Source organism: Paenibacillus sp. JCM 9796, from assembly GCF_055379675.1.
Map to the genome: position 1 here is coordinate 5,384,492 of NZ_AP043723.1, position 18,286 is coordinate 5,402,777.

General features: G+C 45.8%; 15 protein-coding genes. 14 read left to right on the forward strand and 1 reads right to left on the reverse strand.

Annotated elements, in window-relative coordinates; all coding sequences use genetic code 11:
• Positions 1-19 precede the first annotated feature (19 nt).
• The 10 genes from dmpG (at position 20) to ACZ439_RS25945 (ending at position 11,361) form a co-directional block, all read left to right on the forward strand.
• On the forward strand, positions 20-1,030 hold the full coding sequence (dmpG, locus tag ACZ439_RS25900) for a 4-hydroxy-2-oxovalerate aldolase (protein ID WP_054796241.1): 1,011 nt from the start codon (positions 20-22) through the stop codon (positions 1,028-1,030).
• A gap of 5 nt (positions 1,031-1,035) precedes the next feature.
• Positions 1,036-1,515, forward strand: a complete 480-nt coding sequence (locus ACZ439_RS25905) for a flavin reductase family protein (protein ID WP_127609759.1) — start codon at positions 1,036-1,038, stop codon at positions 1,513-1,515.
• A gap of 154 nt (positions 1,516-1,669) precedes the next feature.
• The gene (locus ACZ439_RS25910) at positions 1,670-2,320 is read left to right on the forward strand and encodes a GntR family transcriptional regulator (protein WP_164751937.1); all 651 of its coding nucleotides are present in this window, start codon (positions 1,670-1,672) and stop codon (positions 2,318-2,320) included.
• A gap of 732 nt (positions 2,321-3,052) precedes the next feature.
• Positions 3,053-4,156 (forward strand): NAD(P)-dependent alcohol dehydrogenase, encoded by a 1,104-nt coding sequence (locus ACZ439_RS25915; RefSeq protein WP_141336250.1) that lies wholly within the window; start codon positions 3,053-3,055, stop codon positions 4,154-4,156.
• Positions 4,157-4,235: 79 nt separating this feature from the next.
• Positions 4,236-5,675 carry an aldehyde dehydrogenase family protein gene (locus ACZ439_RS25920; protein WP_464621169.1) on the forward strand — a complete coding sequence of 480 codons (1,440 nt, stop codon included), beginning with the start codon at positions 4,236-4,238 and terminating at the stop codon, positions 5,673-5,675.
• Between the two features lie 106 nt (positions 5,676-5,781).
• A complete protein-coding gene (locus tag ACZ439_RS25925) occupies positions 5,782-6,867 on the forward strand; it encodes a 2Fe-2S iron-sulfur cluster-binding protein (protein WP_464620376.1) in 1,086 nt (361 codons plus the stop codon).
• 78 nt (positions 6,868-6,945) lie between these two features.
• Positions 6,946-8,067 (forward strand): alkane 1-monooxygenase, encoded by a 1,122-nt coding sequence (locus tag ACZ439_RS25930; protein WP_372814934.1) that lies wholly within the window; start codon positions 6,946-6,948, stop codon positions 8,065-8,067.
• A 217-nt stretch (positions 8,068-8,284) separates the two neighbouring features.
• Positions 8,285-10,051: a methyl-accepting chemotaxis protein gene (locus ACZ439_RS25935; RefSeq protein WP_464620377.1), complete on the forward strand. Its 1,767-nt coding sequence runs from the start codon at positions 8,285-8,287 to the stop codon at positions 10,049-10,051.
• A 62-nt stretch (positions 10,052-10,113) separates the two neighbouring features.
• A complete protein-coding gene (locus tag ACZ439_RS25940; RefSeq protein WP_464620378.1) occupies positions 10,114-11,004 on the forward strand; it encodes a DMT family transporter in 891 nt (296 codons plus the stop codon).
• A 150-nt stretch (positions 11,005-11,154) separates the two neighbouring features.
• Positions 11,155-11,361: an ATP-binding cassette domain-containing protein gene (locus tag ACZ439_RS25945; RefSeq protein ID WP_464621170.1), complete on the forward strand. Its 207-nt coding sequence runs from the start codon at positions 11,155-11,157 to the stop codon at positions 11,359-11,361.
• A 90-nt stretch (positions 11,362-11,451) separates the two neighbouring features.
• On the opposite strand, the gene ACZ439_RS25950 is transcribed toward ACZ439_RS25945, so the two are convergent.
• Positions 11,452-12,354, reverse strand: coding sequence for a LysR family transcriptional regulator (locus ACZ439_RS25950; protein ID WP_141336227.1), 903 nt, complete (start codon positions 12,352-12,354; stop codon positions 11,452-11,454).
• A gap of 163 nt (positions 12,355-12,517) precedes the next feature.
• Here ACZ439_RS25950 and ACZ439_RS25955 point away from each other — a divergent pair, with 163 nt between their 5' ends.
• The 4 genes from ACZ439_RS25955 to ACZ439_RS25970 are packed head-to-tail and all read left to right on the forward strand — an operon-like array spanning position 12,518 to position 18,269.
• Complete coding sequence (locus tag ACZ439_RS25955; protein WP_464620379.1) at positions 12,518-14,578, forward strand: hydantoinase/oxoprolinase family protein; 2,061 nt, start codon at positions 12,518-12,520, stop codon at positions 14,576-14,578.
• On the forward strand, positions 14,571-16,322 hold the full coding sequence (locus tag ACZ439_RS25960) for a hydantoinase B/oxoprolinase family protein (RefSeq protein WP_464620380.1): 1,752 nt from the start codon (positions 14,571-14,573) through the stop codon (positions 16,320-16,322). Before ACZ439_RS25955 ends, ACZ439_RS25960 begins: the two co-directional genes overlap by 8 nt.
• A complete protein-coding gene (locus ACZ439_RS25965) occupies positions 16,323-17,444 on the forward strand; it encodes a M24 family metallopeptidase (RefSeq protein ID WP_127609826.1) in 1,122 nt (373 codons plus the stop codon).
• Between the two features lie 48 nt (positions 17,445-17,492).
• A complete protein-coding gene (locus tag ACZ439_RS25970; protein WP_054796226.1) occupies positions 17,493-18,269 on the forward strand; it encodes a nitroreductase family protein in 777 nt (258 codons plus the stop codon).
• Positions 18,270-18,286 lie beyond the last annotated feature (17 nt).

Sequence of the window (18,286 nt, forward strand, 5' to 3'; positions counted from 1 at the left end):
CCGAAAGGATGGGTAAGGAATGGGAGAACAAAAGATCAGAATTATGGATACGACGCTTAGGGACGGTTCCCATGCCGTCCGGCATCAATTTACGAAAGAAAATGTGCGGCAGATTGTCCAGGCATTGGATGAGGCGGGAGTTCCCGTCATCGAGGTGACACATGGTGATGGTTTGGGCGGTTCGACGATACAGTACGGTGTGTCGCTCGTTGATGAAATGGAGTTGATTGAGGAAGCGGTAAAAACGAGTAAGCGCGCGAAAATCGCCGCATTACTCCTTCCCGGTGTCGGCACCAAGAAAGAATTAATGCAGGCTAAAGATATCGGAATTGAAATGGTGCGCATTGCAACGCAATGTTCTGAGGCTGATGTGTCACAGCAGCATTTCGGACTAGCCAAAGAACTTGGTCTTGAAACCGTAGGGTTTCTCATGATGGCGCATATGCTTCCACCTGAGGAATTGGCAGAACAGGCTAGATTGATGGAGTCTTATGGAGCCGATACGGTGTACATTGTGGACTCGGCAGGAACCATGATGCCTGATGATGTTTCGGACAGAGTAGACGCATTAAGGAAAGTTTTACAAATTCCGATCGGCTTTCACGGTCACAACAATATGGGTTTGGCCATCGGCAATAGTATTGCAGCAATTAAAGCGGGCGCGTTGAACATAGATACCAGTACACGCGGTTTGGGCGCGGGCTCGGGGAATACTCAAACGGAAGTTCTTGTAGGTGTATTATCCCGCCTGGGCTATGAAACAGGAATCGATTTGTTTAAGATTATGGACGCTGCAGAATATATCGTGAATCCGGTCATGCATGACCAGATGATTATCAACCGGGATGCGCTGACGATCGGATGTATGGGTGTGTATTCAACGTTTCTTATCCATGCGAAAAACGCAGGTGAGAAGTTTGGTGTGGATCCCAGAAATATTTTGATGGAACTGGGCCGCCGCAAAGCGGTGGCGGGCCAGGAGGACTGGATCCTGGATGTAGCCGCCGAATTATCTGAGATGAAAGGGTGATCAGGATGATCGAACCGATTGAATATCGCAATGTGATGGGACGTTTTGCTTCCGGAATCACGATCGTATCGACATCGGAGGGGGATCAAATCCATGGAATGACTGCTAACGGGTTCGTATCGGTTTCCTTACATCCCCCACTGGTTTTAGTGTCGATTGATCATAAAGCGAAAATGCATCAACTGTTGCCGAAGACACGAAAGTATGGGATCAGCATCCTGAAGAATGACCAGGAAGCGGTGTCTCGCCATTTTGCCGGTCATCCAATGGAGGAGGCTCCCTCATTTTTTTGGAGAGAGGGTTTACCCTTTATTGAAAATGCACTCGCTTATGTGGCATGCGAGGTTGTCGAGCAGCATGAAGCCGGAGATCATACGTTGTATATCGGACAAGTGGAATGGCTTTCCTATGAACAAGGGGGAGAACCACTGATCTTCTTTGCAGGAAAGTATCAGAAACTGGAACTAAAGGGGAATTCCGGGTGATATTACGACTGGGGCATATAATCATGAAATGGAGTTCGCCAGCTAGAAAATAAAGCCATACAATGCTAAAATAGATAATTGACACGATATTATGTATACTATGACATATTAGTTGTAATTGGAGGAAGTAAGAGCGAATATGAGGGAAATCACATTGTCGAAAACGATTCGAACTTATGAATATATAAAAGACGGACTGATTTCGGGAAAGTGGACGTTCGGGGATGAGATCTCGGTCATAGAGATCGCAGAAGAGCTTGAAGTTTCCAGGCGTCCAGTCATCGATGCCTTGAAGCGATTAGAGGCTGAATATTTTGTGGAGATCGTGCCCCAAACCGGATGCAGGGTAAAAAAGTACACGCAGGAACATATGGTCGATCATTTTTTAACCGTTATGGCATTGGAGGGCATGGCAGCCTTTCTGGCCGCACAACGAAGGGAAGACCATGAGGTTCAAGAATTATATATGATTAATGAACAATTGGCTAAATTGGTACAAGAGCATGATTCCAAAGATCGTTACTTTAACAAAAACAGAGAATGGCATTATGGGATTCTAAAGATGTCCCGATCGGAAAAATTACTTAACATCACGCAAAGCCAATGGGATCTGAATGATTTTTTCCTGTGTAATATTCCTTCTTTTTCCCAAAATCAAACAAGTACAGTCACGGAGCACGATATGATTATCGAAAAAATTGCAGCAAAAGATGCAGTAGGCGCCCGTACGTTGATGGAAGCCCATGTATCGACATTCGCCTCATTGATCCAAAAAACACAACTACCTCAAACAACAAAACTTTAACAATCACAATGTTGCACAATATAAAGGATCAAACAAGCTGACATATGGCTGAATACCCGTGCCAGCTTGTTTATTAGGGCTCGCCTCAGTGGAATAGATGAGACCGAGATCAGGCAAACCGCGGCCGCTGTATAGGCGGCTCCTGATAACTACAGGAACTTGAAACAACGACATCAACATTTTACGGTTGACATTTTTGAATGAATGATTTATGCTCAAACTAAGATATTAGAATCACAATAAAAGAACGAAACCGCAAACATCACTTTACTTACCATAAACTAAGATACTAGAATATCATTTCTTCTGTTGTTGTTCAATCTTCAAATATTTTGCGTAATGATGCCTGCCGATCAGGTTCTAATGAAGGGGGGCTAGAAGAGTATTTGGACTATTTGAAGAGTTTCTTTGGTTTTGTTGATCTTGGATTTTTTAGGACGTTACTGTATCGGGGCCGCCCAACCTGGGCTGCTAAGGTTTGTGAAAGCGCTTTAATAATTTGGATCTCAAGTTAACTCATGAAACCCCCTTAGACCAGCGAAGCTGAACCAGATGCTCACGGCATGCTTGATCCGAATCGAGCTTCACTTGAAATTTCTTCAAAGTCATCCTTTCTTGTTGCCTCATAACAATCACTCCCGAACATTCGTTCTTACCGATTTGCCAATCAAACGCTTTGTATGTGAATACGGATTCGAATAATAAAATATGTAATTAAAAGGAGAGGTATGTATGCAAACAAAAGCTATGGTAACACGCAATCAAGGCGAATTTAGTATGGAACAAGTTACGCTGCATGAGCCGAAGGCGGAGGAGGTATTGGTTCGAATTACTGCTGTCGGTATGTGTCATACCGACCTAAGTGTCAAAGATGGTTTTATTCCTTGTCCGTTACCGATCGTTTTGGGGCATGAAGGTGCGGGCGTGGTGGAACGAGTCGGGTCATCGGTGCAAGGAATTGAGCCAGGGGACCATGTCGTGTTATCTTATAGCTCTTGTGGAAGATGTGATGCTTGTCTACAAGGTAAACCTGCCGGATGTGTGCATTTTGCCATGTTGAACTTTGGTGGAATCATGCCGGATGGTACGAAACGGATTGAACAAAGCGGCCAGGAAATCTCCACGTTTTTCGGGCAATCCTCTTTTTCAGAATATACGGTCATCCATTACCGAAACGTTATTAAAGTCCCTAAAGATGTCCCGTTAGAAATCCTTGCTCCGCTTGGATGCGGTATCTCGGCCGGCAGTGGTGCGGTGCTCAATAAACTGCAACCGGAACCTGGTTCAAGCCTGGCTGTTTTCGGTTGTGGAGCTGTCGGATTAAGCGCCTTAATGGCGGCGAAAGTCAAAGGTTGCACAACCATTATTGCAATAGACATTAATAATGACCGCTTAGAATTAGCGAAAGAACTTGGAGCCACACATACAATAAACAGTAAAGATGTCGATAATGTTGTTCAAAAGGTCACGGAGATTTCTAATGGAGGCGTAAAGTATGCGGTCGAAACCAGTGGTGTTCCGCAAGTTTTAAGACAGGCGGTTGACAGCATCAAACCGCTCGGAACGACGGCGGTTGTAGGTGCACCACCATTCGGGACAAATGTGGAATTGGATCACTTCGGCCTCATTTCAGAAAAAACCATTGCAGGGGTTACGATGGGGAGCTCAGTACCGCAGCTTTTTATTCCCGAATTGATTGAGTTGTATAAACAAGGACTGTTCCCGTATGACAAACTCATTACGATCTACGCTTTTGATGAAATTAATCAAGCTGCGGAAGACTCCAAAAAAGGCAATACAATCAAACCGGTCTTGCGTGTTTCCGGCCTAAACTAGCAAAAAAGCAGGTGGAATACCTTTGGGGATATTCTGGAAAATATTTAAGAATTCAGCTGGAGGAGGAAATCGGTTGAACATGCCAACGGAGCAAGTCGATTTGTGGATTAATAATTCCGGAGTGTCAACCCATGATTATTTCGAAATATATGACCCCGGACGTCTCAATAATTTGGTAGCCAGAGTCGCGAAAGGAAGTGTTCAAGACGCCAATAATGCGGTTATTGCCGCTCACCATGCATTCCTGTCCTGGCGAAGACTCGATTTGAGTGAAAGGATTCAAGCCGTGTTTGCAGCTGCTAAAGCATTGGAACAATCAATTCCAGAGTTGAGTCCTTTATTGACGAGAGAGCATGGAGGATTATTGGGTGAATCACAAATGGATTTTGGTTTTGGAGTAGGAGCAGCCCAGTTTACTGCGGGAATTGCCGAATCTTATCTCGTTCCAGAAGTGATTGAAGATGAAAACTGCCGGATTGAAATCGAGAAAATCCCGAGGGGTGTTGTGGTTGCCATCGTTCCTTGGAACTTTCCGATCGTTCTGACCATGATGAAACTTGCACCTGCGCTGGTAACCGGGAACACGTTGGTGGTGAAGCCGTCACCGTTTGCACCGGCAGCGATTACGCAGGCTTTGAAGAAAATGGCCTCCGTCTTGCCTCCTGGAGTGATCAATGTTGTGAATGGGGACGGAGATGTTGGCGCGACTCTCACTCATCATCCGCTAGTGAGGAAAATTTCTTTCACCGGTGGTACGGAAACGGCAAAACATGTGATGGCTGATGCCGGGTCCACAATCAAAAACATTACTTTGGAGCTCGGGGGGAATGATCCGGCTATCATTTTGGACGATGTAAATCCAGCCGAGATCATGCCGAGGCTGGTGAAGGGGATTTTTACTAGATCGGGACAAATATGCTTTTCGGTAAAGCGGGTTTATGTGTCTCAGGGTATGTATGACAAATTTTTCGATATGATGTGCCAGGTCGTTGATGAAATTAAAGTTGGTCATGGATTGGATGAACGTTCAACCATGGGGCCGGTGGTCAATCGTGGTCAGTATAATTTTGTAAAAGATTTGATTCAGCATACCAAAGCAAGCAATGCTGTAGTCCGGGAATTGGGGCAAAAGCTGCAACCGGAAGAATGGGATAACGGTTACTACCTGCTTCCGACTGTTGTGCGTGACATCAATCACTCAGCAAAATTGGCATGTTGTGAACAGTTTGGGCCCGTGATTCCTTTAATCCCTTATCAATCCTTGGATCAAGCTATTGAGATGGCCAATGATAGCGAATTTGGTCTATGTTCTTCGGTTTGGTCATCAGATGTAAACCGTGCTGTCAAAGTCGCCCGCCAGATCGAAGCAGGCAGCACGTTTATTAACAGTCACAGTTTGGAATCGCTTGACGTCCGGATGCCTTTCGGCGGGATTAAACAAAGCGGAATCGGTCGAGAGTTTACCGAGTTGAGTTTGGCAGACTATATTGAACATCACGGCATACGTTATATGAAGTGATTGCGATTCGCTCTTGTGTTACGACCTGTTGATGCTCGGTAATTACAGACAGATTTCATCCTGATCTGTCTGTTTTACGCATCAACATAAAAAAAAGGAGATTAGAATGGCGAATCTACTATCTAATTTATTCAAAAAATCACGAGGACCGTTATTCGTCAATCTGCAACCAAGCGGTGAGCGTTTTTCGGTGCAGCCCAAAGATACATTATTGCAAGCTGCCTTGTCCGCAGGGGTGCCTTTCCCGCATGACTGCAGGGTTGGGACTTGTGCCACTTGTAAATGCCTTTTAGTTGAAGGGAAAGTTAAAGCGATTATGGACTTTTCCTACACGTTAAGCAGGGAAGAAATGGACCAGGGTTATATCCTTGCCTGTCAAGCAATGGTCAAAAGTGATCTTACGGTTGCACTTGACCGTCCTTTGGAAGGCCCGCAACATACCGTAAAATCGATTTGCGGTGTGATTCGCAAAAGCGAACAGTTGACACACGATATTCTGAAAATCACGATTGAACTGGACGAAAGCATCATTTACGAAGCTGGACAATATGCGGATCTGTCGGTACCAAGCCTAAGTGAACCCCGATCCTATTCGTTTGCAGATGCTCCGAACGAGCAGGGACAGACAACAATCAGTTTTTTTATTCGTCATGTGGTGAATGGGGAAATGACCGGCTGGTTGCACGCTGCGGACCGAACAGGCGTCAAAGTGAGTATTACCGGTCCCTACGGGTCTTTCTATCTCCGTCCTTCCGATCAATCGATTGTCTGCATTGCTGGCGGTAGTGGCTTGGCACCGTTAAAAGCGATTTTGGAGAAAATCTTCAAGATGGGAGGAAACATTCCGGTGTTATTTTTGTTCGGGGCACGTACGCAGCGAGATCTGTACTGTCTTGAAGTAATTGACGAATTCAGCTCATCTTGGAATGCGCCTTTCCATTTCGTTCCGGTATTGTCGGAAGAGCCGGCCGATAGTGATTGGTCGGGTGCCCGCGGACTTGTCACCGAACACATCAAAGATCTTCCGGAAATTCGAGTTGCGAATAGTAAAGCCTATCTGTGTGGCCCTCCCGGAATGATTGACGCAGCAATAAGTAAGCTAAATGAAGGTGGCGTTACTGGAGAACATATCTTTTTTGACAAATTTCTGGATCGATATCATGTGGAGAAAAAAATGCATCATTCTGATTGATAAATTTCTGGCTTCAGGATATTCTTCGGGGGATTTCAACTTGAGAAGACATTTATTTGATAGAAAGGGGAATGATCTGTGTTAGATCATGTCAGGTATTACATCGCCAATTTTTATGTGATGTTGGGGATAGCGGGTCTGCTTCTCGGTGGTCAATGGGTGTGGCTGGGGTCACTCGGAGTGCTTGTGGCTGTTCTTATCGGTGACATGATTTTGGGTGAGGATACGAATATTCGAAATTTAAAGTATCCCTGGATCGCTGATCTTGCATTGTACTTGCATGTGCCTCTAACCATAGTTCTTTATGGTGTCTTTGCATGGCGCTTGCAAATTGGATTTGGTTCGCTGCCGAATTTGTCGGAGCTGGTTTTATACGGCGGTTCAATTCTATCCGTTGCCCTGCTTAGTGCATTTCCCAATCTGCCGATATTACATGAGCTTATGCATCGAAGACACTGGTTTCCCCGCGCATTAAACAGTATTGGAGGTACTTTCTTTGGTGATCCCAATAGTGATATAGCTCATATTCATGTTCACCATGTTCATGTAGGGACTCCCAAGGATTCGGATACCCCTTACCGGGGGGAAACGGTTTATCACTTTGTGTTCCGTGCTACATGGGGGAGGTATAAGGAAGGGTTTAAGATTGAGCGGGAACGTCTCCGGAGAAAAGGGCATTCGATATGGCATGGGAGTAGTCGAATTCTATGGGCTGTTTTGATGCTTGCAACTGTAATAGGATATTTCTATTGGATGGCTGGTCTGACTGGTTTAGTCGTTGTTATCATTACGTTGTTTATTGCAAAACTCACTATTGAAGCATTTAACTATACACAGCATTATGGATTGATTCGGATCGAAGGTAAACCCTTTGAGAGCCGCCATACTTGGGAACATGATACGTTCTTCGTACGGGCCGGAGCGGTAGAAATCACAACGCATTCGGATCATCATAAGGATCCGTACATGCCTTTCTATGAACTGAAACCAAGTGATGCCCCAAAGATGCCGAGTATCGTGCTCTGTTTCCTGGCATCGCTCATTCCTTCTTTTTGGTTTAAAAAAATCGTAATACCCCGAATCAAGTATTGGGACCAACATTTGGCAAGTCCCGAGGAGAGGATAATGGCTTCGAAAGCAAATCGCAGAGCAGGGTGGCCCGACTTTGCCCAAGAAAACATGGAAAAGTATTCCGTTTGAGCCTTATATCAGGTGTTATGCAACTTTCCGTCTCCAATCCATGTTATGAGGTCAATCAGACCACCTGGTTGACCTCTTTTCATGAAGTGTTCGCACGATATTAAGTCATCCGGGTGAACGTTGTCGTTCTTTTGAGAGCTTGATCCCCGTGCGGCTATTATTCTCACCCATGTTCAAATCCATAAGTTTTAAGCACAAGGAGGATCAACCCGCTACTATGAAATACTCATCCAAGCTGATGACGATTGTTTTAACTTTCTTTATACTTGCGCCGCTTATCTGGATAGTCGGCCTGTACTACTATGAAGCGCTCGAAAGTATTTCCGAAGTGGGTCTCATTTTGCTTCACCCGCCCCTCATCATTTTTATAGCTGTGAACATCGGAACCGTTGTTATTGTTCTCCGTCGACAAATCAGGCGGATCTCGGCCTATATGGAGCATCAACATCCCGACCAATTGGAGCCGGCCCAGAAAAGCATCGCTTTCATCCCTAAATTTTTTGTCGCGGGCGTCCTCGTTTATAGCCTTGTAGGTCCTCATTCAGCGTTACTGGGGCAAGATTTTATTAACCGCCAAGAGTATTGGTTTTCTGTTCTGTTGGCTCTCCCCATCATCTCGATTTACTCCATCTCTTTCTTTGCTTTTTTGGTGGTTACTCTTGAGAGATGGGTCAGTCTTGTTCCGGTAAATACCCGCTACAGATCTGTGTCATTAAAATTCAAATTGACCTTGAATGTTCTGGTCACTTGTCTCGGCATTATGATTCTGTTTATGGTTGTTAATATCAATGGTGTATACAATCAGCATTTGACGAACCAATCGACCAAGGTTGTCCACTGGAATATGGTGGCTGCAGCCAGTGTGCTCATTGCGGTTTCCCTCAATATGTATGCTTTGTTTGCCTCCATCACCGTTCCGGTCAATGTACTGCGTCAAAAGATTCACGAACTGGCCGAAAACGGCGGGGATTTGACCCGGGAAATCTCCTTGAATGTCCGGGACGACTTGGGCGAGCTGGGACGCTCCGTCAATTTGCTGCTCGCCAATATTCGACCGATTATCCGGAAAGTACAGACGGTTTCCGAAGCTGTGGAGAAAGCCTCCTCCTCCTTGGCAAGGAGCGCAGCCAGTACCGCCGGACAGAGCCGTCAGATCACAGAATCGATGAAGATCGTCAATTCGGCGACTCTGACCCAGCAGTCTGCTGTAGAGGAAACGCTGACGGCCGTTGAGCAAATGTCGAGTGGTATTTTTCAAATTGCTGAATCTTCCGGGCTGGTATCTGATTCTTCGACAGAGGTGTATGAGGAAGCCCTGGCCGGACAGCGTACAATGAATGAACTGGCCTCACAAATGGATGTGATCTATCAATCGATGGAGCAAATTCAAACCGCCGTCACCCGGCAAAACGAGCAAATCAATCTGATAAACGGGATTGGAGCCCTGATATCCGACCTGGCCGGACAGACCAATCTGCTATCCCTGAACGCCTCCATTGAAGCGGCCCGTGCGGGTGAAGTAGGGAGGGGGTTTGCGGTCGTGGCCGGCGAAATTCGCAAGCTGGCCGAACAATCAGGACAATCTGTGCAGAAAATCAGCCAACTCGTGCAGGAAATACAAGCCCAATCGGATCATGTTACACTGGAAACCCGCCAAGGCAAGGTGGAAGTAGAGAACGGGAAGCAGGAGATGACTGTGATGGAGCAGCGTTTCCATTCCATCACGCACAGTATCGAATCCGTGCGCAAGCAGATTCTGGAGGTCACCTCCACTGCGGAGCAGATGTCCGCGGGTGCTGAGGAAGTGACAGCCACGGTTAACCAGCTGTCGCACTACGCCCAAATTACTTCGGGTCACTCCCAGAAGGTCACGGAGGCCACTACCGAACAAATCCACGCGATGGAAGACATCTCGACTTCAACCGTGCAGCTTAGCGAATTGTCGCAGGAGCTAAATGATACCATTTTAAAGTTTAAGGCATAGCGCGCCTCATCAAGAAAACAAGCAGGATGTAGCAGACTTATTTGGTTTCGTAAAAGAAGGGGGTGATTCGCATTCGGACAACGGTCCTGTATTCGGTGTTGTTGATCTTAATTTGGGGAACCGCCTTTTCTGTTATTAAAATTGGTTTGCAGTACGTTCCTCCCATTCTTTTCTCCGGTATTCGCACGATACTAGGAGGTCTATTTCTCCTGGCGATCGCCCTTAATCGAGGAGGGAAAGCGGATTTTCGAAAGAATGGGAAGATATTCGGCATATCTGCGTTTTTCAACGTGGTATTATTTATCGGCCTGCAAACGTTTGCTGTCGCTTATTTGACATCGGGATTGGCCGCTGTATTGATTTATATGCAGCCCATTATTGTCGGAATTCTTGCGAAATACTGGCTCAAAGAATCGCTTTCTCCCTTAAAGTTAACAGGATTAATGCTGGGATTTCTTGGCGTTATCGTGATCAGTACGGCGGGAATATCTAACGGGGAAATCTCCGTTACAGGAATTTGCATGGGTCTGGCTTCCGCATGTGCATGGGCGATTGGTACGGTGTATTTGAAAAATGTGCAGGATACCGTAGATATCCCTTGGTTATTGGCCGCTCAGTTTACTTTCGGGGGACTGGTTCTGATTGTGGCGGGTTTGTTTTTCGAAAACTGGTCGGCCATCGAATGGACGATTTCCTTTGGGGTCAGTCTGCTTTATACATCAGTAATCGGTATCATGGTATCGTGGATGCTTTGGTTAAAACTGATCCATTCGGGTGATGCGACCGTGGCGTCCGCTTATACCTTTGGAGTGCCTCTTGTTTCGATTGCCGCCGGTATCCTGTATTTGGATGAAAAAATCAGTTTTACCTTGTTCCTGGGATCGGCCCTCATCGTAGCAGGGATCTATTTGGTAAACCGCAGAAAATCGCTAAAAACCGAATCAACAACCTAAGTATTTTACATATTGTCTAATGACAACGTGATCGCAATGGGAATATTATGTTATTAAACATGACAATATTATAGATTCCATAAGAAAAATCCCAGAACGCGAAATATGAGTCTAACTAAGATTCCTGAGATTGAGTTGGATCAGGTGAGCATGCGTTATGCATCGGGTGTATCTGATGTCTTAGCCCTAAAAGAGGTAAGTTTGGACATCAGAAAGGGAGAGTTCGTCTCCCTCCCGGGTCCTTCCGGTTGCGGTAAAACAACGCTTTTGCGAATTATGGCAGATTTGCTTCAACCGACCAGCGGCAAGATCAAGGTGGGCGGAAAATCGGTTAGAAAGACTTTCCAGCATGAGTAATCACAGATGACTTCTGAATTCTGATTACATAATCTCGCACGTACCTAGTAACTTTTTGAAGAGATACCCCTAAATTATCCGCATCCGTCTCTATAACGCACTCATTTCTCTTCTCAGAAACACCATAAATAATCGAGTTTCATCGGACATTTTCAAGTCAGGATTATAAATCAATCTGATCTCTATTTTGGCTGGTTCGCAATCAAGGGGCAGGCGAATTAGTTCTCCATCTTCCAGTTCCTTTTGAATGCCGAAACCAGGGGTTGCTGCAATCCCGATTCCTCGTTTAACCACCTCAACTAATGTTCGGTAATCCTCTAGTTGCAGTACGACATTATATTGCTGAATGCCTATCTTCTTTAGGGATTCATTGATCATCCTGGAATGACTGGAAGTATTCACCCCGCCGACAAAAGAATACTTCTCTAGTTCCACCGGTTGAATGCTGTTCCTCGAGGCCAATTCATGGCTTGGGCCTACCACTAATTCGATATTTTCATAAGTAAGAATCTCGGAATATAATCCCTCTATTTTGCCCAATGTCATCAATAAACCCAAATCTGCTTTTCCCTCCATCAACTGATGGATAATCATTTCCTGAGTATGGCTGTACATAATAATGCGGAAGTCAGGATGGGTTCTGGAAAATGTAGCCAAATAGGACGGGAATAAGTTGTTAGCAATACTACGTTGGACGGCAACAGTGACTTCTCTTTGTTCCCCTTGCAACTTTTGTAAATGTTTTTCTACCAGATTCGTCTTTGAGGTAATTTCCAACGCATAGGAATAAAAAATCTCACCGGCTTCCGTAAGCGATGCTTTTCGGCCGGGTTCACGGGTAAACAGTTTCTTTCCTAGTTCTTGCTCCAGGGACTGAATATGAGCTGTAATGGCGGGTTGGGAGATATTTAGTTTTCTGGCGGCTGCATTGAAGCCGCCAGATTCGATGACAGATTTAAAGATTCTGAGACGATGTATGGAAGATTCAAGCAAAATTAGTCATCCTTTCCCTGGTCAAACTAATAATCTATAGGTTATGGGTTATAGTCAAAAAATGTATTGTTTTACATATAAGTATCCCTATATAATCAAATTGTCGCAATATTATTATAATAAAAAATTATACAAATAATCAAACACAAAAGGAGAAAGCTCTATGAGTATTTACTTAGGTGTGGACATTGGCGGGACCTTTACCGATCTTATTGCCTTCGATGAAAGCTCCGGAGAATTGTTTCACGCAAAAAGACCGACTACCTATTTTGACCTGGTCCAGGGGATTCTGGATTGCATCGATAAGAGCGGTGTAGATATCAGCCATACCGATAATATCGTCCACGGATCGACCATTGCTATTAACACAGTGATTGAAAAAACAGGTGCCAGGACAGCGCTGCTGACGACAAAAGGAACACGGGATGTTTACAGCATCGGAAGAGGCAGCCGGCCAGAGGCTTACAATCTATTTTTTCACCGTCCTCGTCCGGTAGTGCCAAGGCACCTTACCTTTGAAGTGTCGGGACGTATGCTTGCCAATGGGGAAGAGTTAACTCCGATTGATAGAGGAGAGATAAAAGCGCTTTGTGAACAATTGAAGGAACAAGGGATTGAGGCCATCGCGGTTTGTTTTCTGCACTCCTATGCAAATCCAGCACATGAGAAAATGGCAGGTGAAATACTTCGGGAGAACTTACCTAATTGTTACGTATCGCTTTCCCATGAAATCCTGCGTGAATACCGCGAGTACGAGAGAACTTCCACCACGGTGTTGAACTCTTATGTTGGACCGAAGGTAAGTCGTTACATCAATGAGCTTCACGCGAAAACAAATGATAGCGGTTTCAAGGGGTCCCTATCCATTATGCAGTCCAATGGAGGGATTATGTCCCCTCAAACGGCGGGTGCAAAGCCGGTAAATATGATGGAATCCGGTCCGGTGGGCGGAATCATTGCTTCTGCGGAAATTGGGAAATCGCTAGGTTATACCAATGTGATTGCTTTTGATATGGGAGGGACAACAGCTAAAGCCAGCTTGATTAAAGACGGGGAAGCCAGCATGACCGAAATGTACTACATTGGCGGAAGTGCAAGCGGCCAACCCGTGATGATTCCGGTAGTGGATGTGGTTGAGGTAGGTACAGGTGGTGGAAGTATCGCTTGGATTGATGAAGTAGGTACGTTGAAAGTTGGACCACAAAGTGCAGGTTCAGATCCTGCACCGATCTGTTACGGTAAGGGTGGAACGGAACCAACGTTCACGGATGCGAATGTGATCTTGGGACGTATTGGCGCCGCTGATTTTCTCGGAGGAGATATGCCGCTAGATAAAGAGTCAGCCGTGAAAGGCCTGCAGACCCAAATTGCCGAACCGCTTCATATCGATACTATTCGTGCAGCGAACGCCATCTTTCAAATTGCCATCAACAATATGTCTTTAGCAGTAAGGGAAGTGTCTGTGGAAAAGGGGTACGATCCGCGGGAGTTCGTGTTAGTCGCTTCCGGTGGTGCGGGACCACTCAGTGCTGTTGCGGTAGCACGTGAACTGCATATCCCAAAGGTGATTATCCCACGATTCCCTGCCCACTTCTCGGCGATTGGGATGCTGCTAACGGATCAAAAGCATGACTTTGTTCGTACTTATTTCCGTCAGCTGGAAGAGGTGGATTTTCATGCACTGTTAACTATTCACCATGAAATGGTGGAGGGAGCACGGCAACTGTTGGATGAGGAATCCATTTCTGCAAAAGAAGTGGATTACCAGGCGTATCTCGATATCCGTTATGTAGGCCAAGAGTTTACCCTATTGGTTCCAATAGATGAAGAAACATTACGTAAGGGCGATATTGCCGCAATCCGCACCGCATATGATGACATTCATGATAAGAGATTCGGACACAAGGCACCGAATGAGCCGGTCGAAATGGTCAACATCCGCTTGACGGTAACCGGCGAGAGAAGCAAACCACAATTTCCAGCATTACAGAAGCGCAATAGTAATCCACAACCGTTATACCGTCCTGTCTATTTTGATGATTTGAGTCAAGCGTTTCATTGCCCGGTATATGACAGGGAAAGCTTGCCGCCTGGATATGAATTTGCAGGTCCTGCATTGATTCAAGAATACGCTTCCACAACGGTTATCTACGAAGGAGATGTTTGCAAAGTTAGTGACACAGGTGAATTAATTGTTTCGCTGGGAGGAATCAAAAATGAGTAATTTACTGATAAAGACATTGGATCCTGTAACCTTAGAAGTCATCGGAAATGCTTTACCGGCGATTTCCAATGAAATGTCGGCTGATTTGCAACGCGCATCCTACAACATGATGGTCTATGAGGTGAAAGATTATTGCTGTGCTTTGATCGATAAGCAAGGTCGGCTGATTTCACAAAATCTGGGTGGGGTATCCCATTTTGTCGCTGACCTAGGCGTAATTATTAAGGATGGAATGAAGAAATACGGGGAAGAAGGATTTAAACCCGGAGATGTTCTGATTACGAACCATCAGGCTGTTGCGGGGCAGCACCTGAATAACATTGTTATTTATACTCCGTTTTTCTTTAAGGGTGAGCTCGTCTGCTTTGCCATGGTAAGGGCTCATTGGATGGATGTAGGAGGCTTAAGCACAGGATTTGGCGGAGGAGTCAGGATCACCGATCCCTGGATGGAAGGGCTGCAGCTCGATCAGCTGAAAATTTATGAGTCCGGTGAAGTGAATCCAACCCTATTGCAAATTCTCAAGGACAACATTCGTTTTCCAGAATCCTCATTGGGCGATATGAGAGCGCAAATTGCCGCATGTAGATTGGCCGAGAGAAGATTGGATGAACTGATTGCAAAATATGGACATGAAACCTTTCTGCAATATGTAGAGGCGATTTTTGCCAAAACCGAAGAGAAATGCAGAAAAATTGTGGCCAAAATCCCGGATGGGGTCTATGAAGCGGAATCCTTCATGGACGACGATGGATTTAACTTGGATGAGCCTGTTCGTATCCATGCCCGTGTTACGGTCAGTGGGGAAGAAATGACCATCGATTTATCTGGATGCTCTGAACAGCGCAAGGGAGCGATCAATGGACGTACTTTGGCGGGTGCTATGGTAGCTTATAAAGGATTGACCGCACCATTGGATCCGGTTAATGAGGGTTCCTTCGGAGCGCTTAAGGTAATCATTCCGGAAGGCAATGTGATGATGGCGAAATACCCTGCACCCATGGCGAAGTGGAGTATTATTCTTCCCACCGTGATTGACACCGTTCTGACCGCTTTGGCACCTGCCTTGCCGGACCAGATCCCTGCTGCACATATGGGGAATTTGGGAGGGTCAATTACCTGCTTCGGAGCCGATCCTCGTACCGGCAAACGTTTTGTGTTGCAGAGCATCGAAGGTGGTGGTTGGGGAGGAAGACCGCATGAAGATGGAGAATCGGCTTCCGTCTCCGTATGCCAGGGAGATGTGCGCAACGCACCCATTGAAAGTATTGAACTCAAAGCACCTGTGATCGTCGAAGAGCGCAGTTTGCGGATGGATTCCGCTGGTCCCGGCAAGAATCGCGGAGGTTGCGGATTGGACGTAAAAGTACGAAACCTGGTGGAAGTTCAATGGAGCCTCTCCCAGGCCCGACGCCGTAACGTTCCACCGTGGGGATTGTGGGGGGGGAAAAGCGGCGCCATCTCTGATTATTTGCTGAAACTGCCACATGAAGAAGAATGGGCTAGTGTGGATGTGGCACGCCATACCGTTCCACCTGAAACGCAGGTCATCATCCGCACCTCTGGAGGAGGAGGCTGGGGTAACCCACTGGAAAGAGATCCGGAAAAAGTACGTTGGGATGTAAGGGAAGGATTGGTTTCCCTAAAAGCAGCCAAAGAGGAATATGGCGTTGTGTTACATGCTGATGATTTAGCCATAGATATGGAGCAGACCAATCTCTTGCGTCAGGAGAGGAATGCATAGATGGCTGATCATTCGCGTGCACAAGCGTTCTTAACCAAAATGAAAGATTTGGACCTTGATTATCTTGTGGCTTACTTTGATGGAATTCATTCATTTCTAGAACCCAACCTGGTTTTTCTGCTTACTGGATTTAAGTCCATTGGAGAGAGCATGGTTTTACTGCAATCTAACGGGTTAACAACCCTGATCACAACGCCATTCTGGGATGCCGAACGAGCGAAAACGAATTCGAATGTATCAACCATTCTGCCAACGGATGATCTAATCAATACCTTTAAAGGATTCATGGAATTGGCCAAAGCAGGGCCCGACAAGATCGGTTTTATTGGGCTTACAAGCATTAGGCAATCCAGCTATTGTGAATTGTCCTCTTATTTCAAAAATCGACTCCATCTGTTAGATGAACATTTTGTTGATTTCACTGCATGCAAAACGGAAAGCGAATTGATAAAAGCTAGAAAGGCAACCTGGATCGCTGAACGAGGATATGAAAAAATGCTAGAGATCGCAAGGCCTGGAATGTATGACTATCAACTGGCCGGTGAAATTGAAAGTTTTATGAAATCCCTCGGAGCAGACGATAACTTTTTTCTCATGAGTGCTTCGTCTCATAATCACGCGGTACGTCCGCCAGGACGGCACAGGTTGGAAAAGGGAGATATTATACTGGCTGAAATTTCACCAAGTTACGAAGGCCAGTTCACACAAATCTGCCGCAGTGTGGTACTGGGAGATCAGAACCGTGACCCATTGCTCGAGAGTTATCATTTGCTCGTCACTGCTTTGGAGAGGGGAATCGCCATAGCGAAACCCGGAGAGAAATTATCAAATGTGGTTCAAGCGATCAATGAGCCGCTTGAAGAGGCAGGATATGGACAATATTGCAGGCCTCCCTATATGCGGGTCCGCGGCCATGGGTTGGGATTAAGTTCTTTTCAACCAGGTGATGTGAGTGAAGCGAACCACACCGTGCTGCAGGAGGGGATGTTCTTCGTCATTCACCCCAATCAATATATTCCGGAAACTGGTTACCTGCTATGTGGTGAGCCCGTACTGATTACTTCCACCGGATCACAGGTTTTAACAAAGAGGAAACCTTCACTGGATATTATTGCTGTGTAAGATAAACGTTTGGAAAAAATGAAACTTACCTTATAAGGAGTGGTATTCATGACAGAAGCTTTGAATCACAAAGATTATGACCTGTTACTCGATCTTGTGAAAACACGGAGCAGTGTTCGCAGTTTGAAATCTGATCCGCTGCCTGAAGGGTCTGTAGAGAAGATTATCGAAGCAGGACATTGGGCAATGTCAGGGGCTAACTCACAACCATGGGAATTTATTGTGGTCCGTGATCGAGAGATCAAACTGGCGATTCAGGAGGCCTATAAGGAAGTCAATATTGACTATGCGTATTGGATGGAACAACAACGCATTCCTGAGCTTCGTCACCCCTCCTTCCACTTGAAAGGCGATCCGTATGAACAAATTGAGCACATCAAAAGTCGTGCTAAATGGGCAGATGCACCGGAACTCATCGTGGTCATTGGAGATGGGCGACGTCAGTGGGGAACGGTCATGGCTGGTCACACTTTTGGACGCGACCAGTCCCATCTCACCGATGGTCTTGCGAATTGCTGCCAGATCATGCACCTGGCTGCTGCGTCACTGGGACTCGGAACTCAATGGATAACCATTCATATTCAGGAACCGTATCGCAGAATCCTGAACATTCCTGATATCTACACGATTTATCTGATTATCCCGGTTGGCTTCCCGGCTGTTGAAGCAAAGAAGGGTGTGCGCAGAGATATTGAAGACATGATACATTATGACATGTATGATCCTGGTAAATTTATCAGCAATGAGGGGATTTTGGATTATTTGGCGGGATTGCGCGGAAAGACGCTGGAAAAATACAGAGTGTCATACGGTGAAGGGAAATAAAAGAAAATATGGAGGTG

Coding starts and splice junctions, on each gene's coding strand:
- dmpG (WP_054796241.1), top strand. CDS start 20: ATGGGAGAACAAAAGATCAGAATTATGGATACGACGCTTAGGGACGGT.
- ACZ439_RS25905 (WP_127609759.1), top strand. CDS start 1,036: ATGATCGAACCGATTGAATATCGCAATGTGATGGGACGTTTTGCTTCC.
- ACZ439_RS25915 (WP_141336250.1), top strand. CDS start 3,053: ATGCAAACAAAAGCTATGGTAACACGCAATCAAGGCGAATTTAGTATG.
- ACZ439_RS25920 (WP_464621169.1), top strand. CDS start 4,236: ATGCCAACGGAGCAAGTCGATTTGTGGATTAATAATTCCGGAGTGTCA.
- ACZ439_RS25925 (WP_464620376.1), top strand. CDS start 5,782: ATGGCGAATCTACTATCTAATTTATTCAAAAAATCACGAGGACCGTTA.
- ACZ439_RS25935 (WP_464620377.1), top strand. CDS start 8,285: ATGAAATACTCATCCAAGCTGATGACGATTGTTTTAACTTTCTTTATA.
- ACZ439_RS25945 (WP_464621170.1), top strand. CDS start 11,155: ATGCGTTATGCATCGGGTGTATCTGATGTCTTAGCCCTAAAAGAGGTA.
- ACZ439_RS25955 (WP_464620379.1), top strand. CDS start 12,518: ATGAGTATTTACTTAGGTGTGGACATTGGCGGGACCTTTACCGATCTT.
- ACZ439_RS25960 (WP_464620380.1), top strand. CDS start 14,571: ATGAGTAATTTACTGATAAAGACATTGGATCCTGTAACCTTAGAAGTC.
- ACZ439_RS25965 (WP_127609826.1), top strand. CDS start 16,323: ATGGCTGATCATTCGCGTGCACAAGCGTTCTTAACCAAAATGAAAGAT.
- ACZ439_RS25970 (WP_054796226.1), top strand. CDS start 17,493: ATGACAGAAGCTTTGAATCACAAAGATTATGACCTGTTACTCGATCTT.